Here is a 3,112-nt window from a genome sequence, read left to right as displayed (position 1 = left end):
CCGCCCTCGTGGACGGCGGTGGCCCAGCGCTCCAGCACGTCGGCGCCGGCGCGCATGCGGTAGTGCAGGGTGACGCCGAGGCGGTGGACGGGGTCGTGGAAGGTGAGCCGCAGCACCTCGTCGTCGGTCTCGGCGCCGCGGAACTCCCACTCGCTGCCGCGCCCGCCGTCGCCGTCCGCGGCGCGTACGGCCAGCGCGGGCCGCACGAAGCGGGGTCCGCCCTCGACGGGGTACTCCTCGCGGCCGTCGAGGCGGGATTCGAAGGAGCGGAAGCGCGGCGGCGGTTCGGCGGCCAGCGCCTCGGCGTCGGCGAGCGTGAGCCGCGGCCCCCAGTGGAGGTGCAGCAACTCGTCGTGCCGGTTCAGCCGCAGGGCGTAGCTGCTGTGCTCACCCGACAACAGCCAGATCCGACCGTTCCCACCGACCTCGACCATCTCATCTCCCATAACTCAACAGAGATACACAACATCGCAGCCGGGGGGATCCTTGTCCAGCGTGCGTTTGTCGTACTGTCGAAGGGCCGTGCCCTCCCGACGTTACGGAGCCTCGATGACGCAGACGACCGAGCCGGAGCTGACCGGTGTCCGCAACTTCCGCGACGTCGGCGGGCTGCCCGCCGCCGGCGGCGCGCAGACGCGGTCCGGCCGGCTCTACCGCAGCGGCCACCTGGCCCACGCCACCGCCGAGGACGCCGCCTTCCTCGGCTCGCTCGGCCTGCACACGGTCTTCGACTTCCGCAACGCCGCCGACATCCGCCTCGACGGCCCCGACATCGACCTCCCGGGCGTACGGAACGTCAACGTGCCGCTCAACGACCCGGCCGAGGGCAAGGAGTTCTGGAAGCTGGTCCGCGACGGCGACATACCGACGCTCCGCTCGCTGCTCGGCGACGGCCAGGCGGCGGCCCGCATGGAGGACTCGTACCGGGACATGATCGTCAACCGCAACGCGGAGCACTCCCGCATCCTGCACTCGCTGGCCGGCGGCGGCACGCCCGCCCTGCTGCACTGCGCGGCCGGCAAGGACCGGGCCGGGCTGACGATCGCGCTCGCGCTGCTGGCCGTGGGCGTCGAGCGGGAGGCGATCGAGGCGGACTACCTGGAGTCCAACGCGCAGCACCGGCGCTACCGGGTCCAGCGCGGCGAGGGGGCGCAGGGCGGTACGTCGCCGGAGGTGATGGAGCTGCTCAGCCCGCTGTTCGACGCGCGGGCGAGCTACCTCGGCGCGGCCTTCGCCATGATCGCCGAACGCTGGGGCTCCGTCGAGCGCTACCTGCGCGAGGCGCTGGACCTGAGCGACGCGACCCGCGACCGGCTGCGCGCCCACCTGCTCACCGCCTGAGGCCGGCCGCGCCGGGCCCGCTGCCGGCGTCAGCGGCCGGAGACCGCCTGCTTGGCCAGCGTGCGGCCGAACTCCCAGATCAGCCCGCCGCCCGCGTGCGCCTCGTCCATCACCGACGTGAACGCGTCCAGGAATCGCTGCACCTCCGGCTCGCCGATCACCAGCGGCGGCAGCAGCTTGATGACCTCCTGCCGGTCGCCGGAGACCTGGGTGAGGATGCGGTGGCGCTGCAGCAGCGGCACCACGATCAGCTGCGCGAACAGCCCCTTGCGGGCGGCCTGGAGCAGCGTCCAGCGCCCGCGCAGCTTCAGCGACGCCGGCCTGCCGAACTCGATGCCGACCATCAGCCCGCGCCCGCGCACGTCGTGCAGCAGTTCGTACCGGTCGACCAGCCCGGCCAGCTTGCCGCGCAGCAGGTCCCCGGTGTGCCGGGCGTTCTCGACCAGCCGCCGGTCCTCCAGCACGTGCAGGGTGGCCAGCCCGGCGGCCATCGCGGGCGCGTTGGTGCCGAAGCTCGCCGAGTGCACCAGCACGCGGTCCATGGACGAGTAGACCTTCTTGAAGATCCATTCGCGGCCGAGGGTGGCGCCGACGGGCACGTACCCCCCGGACAGCGCCTTGGCCAGGCACACGAGGTCGGGCTCGACGCCCTCCTCGTGCTCGTACGCGAAGAACTCCCCGGTGCGCCCCAGGCCCGTCTGCACCTCGTCGGCGACGAGCAGCCCGCCGTGCTTGTGCAGCAGCTCCTGCGCCGCACGCAGGTATCCGGGCGGCGGCGCGTGCACGCCCTTGCCCTGGATCGGCTCGACGACGAGCGCCGCGACGTCTCCGGCGCGCAGCTCCCGCTCCAGCGCGTCCAGGTCGCCCAGCGGGAGGGAGGTGTCCGGCAGCAGCGGCGCGAAGCCGTCGCGGAAGGCCGCGACGCCGTTGATGGACAGCGAGCCCGTGGTCAGCCCGTGGAACGCCTGGTCGCAGTAGAGGACGCGCGGCTTGCCGGTCGCGTAGCGGGCGAACTTCAGCGCGGTCTCGACGGCCTCCGTACCGCTGTTGGAGAAGAACACCCGGTCCAGGTGCGGCGCGTGGGCCAGCAGCTTCTCCGCCAGCAGCCCGGGCAGCGGCTGGCAGTCGAAGCGGGTGAGGTCGGCGAGGTCCAGGTCGAGCACGTCGTGCAGGGCCTTGCGGACGACCGGGTCGTTGCGGCCCAGGCCCATGACGCCGAAGCCGGCGAGGAGGTCCAGGTAGTCCCGGCCCTCCTCGTCGTAGAAGTACGCGCCCTCGCCCCGCACGTACGTCTTGTCGAAGCCCAGCGTGTGCAACATCCGCGGCAGCTGGTGGTTGAGGTACCGGGCGTGCAGGTCGTAGCGCTCTCCCCCGCGCTCGGCCAGCAGCGCCCCGATGTCGAAGCTCATCGGGTGCTTTCTTCCCTCTGTCTGGTACGGGCCGGCTCCCCGCTCCGGGCGGCGGGCACCCCGCCGACGGCGGCGGCGATCCGGGCCGGGGTCAGCCCTGCCTCCTTGAGGACCTCGGCCCGCTTGCCGTGCGGCAGGAACTCCCCCGGCAGGCCGAACGTCCGCAAGGGTACGTCGACTTCGGCGTCCCGCAGCGCCCGCGCGACGGCGGCGCCCACGCCGGAGCCGACGCTGTTGTCCTCCACCACGGCGGCGACGCGGAACCGGTCCGCCAGCGGCGGCAGGTGCCCGTCGACGGGCTTGACCCAGCGCGGGTCGACGACGGTGCAGCCCAGCCCCCGCCCGGCGAGCAGCTCCGCGGC

General features: G+C 73.3%; 4 protein-coding genes. 1 reads left to right on the top strand and 3 read right to left on the bottom strand.

The window, feature by feature from the left end:
- Nucleotides 1–434 (bottom strand): glycoside hydrolase family 36 N-terminal domain-containing protein (locus tag H5J30_RS24005; protein WP_309505615.1); only part of this gene is annotated, 434 nt, incomplete at its 3' end.
- A gap of 115 nt (nucleotides 435–549) precedes the next feature.
- On the opposite strand from H5J30_RS24005, the gene H5J30_RS24000 reads away from it, so the two are divergent.
- Entirely contained in the window at nucleotides 550–1,341 is a 792-nt protein-coding gene (locus H5J30_RS24000) for a tyrosine-protein phosphatase (protein ID WP_181789451.1), read from the top strand.
- Between the two features lie 29 nt (nucleotides 1,342–1,370).
- Here the strand turns inward: H5J30_RS24000 and H5J30_RS23995 are convergent, their stop codons facing one another.
- Both H5J30_RS23995 and H5J30_RS23990 read right to left on the bottom strand, forming a co-directional pair.
- On the bottom strand, nucleotides 1,371–2,750 hold the full coding sequence (locus H5J30_RS23995; protein WP_181789450.1) for an aspartate aminotransferase family protein: 1,380 nt from the start codon (nucleotides 2,748–2,750) through the stop codon (nucleotides 1,371–1,373).
- A partial coding sequence (locus H5J30_RS23990) for a transketolase C-terminal domain-containing protein (RefSeq protein ID WP_309505614.1) occupies nucleotides 2,747–3,112 on the bottom strand: 366 nt, incomplete at its 5' end. The genes H5J30_RS23990 and H5J30_RS23995, both read right to left, overlap by 4 nt.

It is taken from the genome of Streptomyces phytophilus (assembly GCF_013870535.1).
GTDB classification, from domain to species: Bacteria; Actinomycetota; Actinomycetes; order Streptomycetales; family Streptomycetaceae; genus Streptomyces; species Streptomyces phytophilus.
The sequence above is the reverse complement of the archived record's forward strand: the minus strand, read 5'-3'. Positions and strand labels throughout refer to the sequence as shown.

What these genes read in the sequence shown, in the direction of transcription:
- H5J30_RS23995 (WP_181789450.1), bottom strand. Translation starts at nt 2,750, where the DNA reads ATGAGCTTCGACATCGGGGCGCTGCTGGCCGAGCGCGGGGGAGAGCGC.
- H5J30_RS24000 (WP_181789451.1), top strand. Translation starts at nt 550, where the DNA reads ATGACGCAGACGACCGAGCCGGAGCTGACCGGTGTCCGCAACTTCCGC.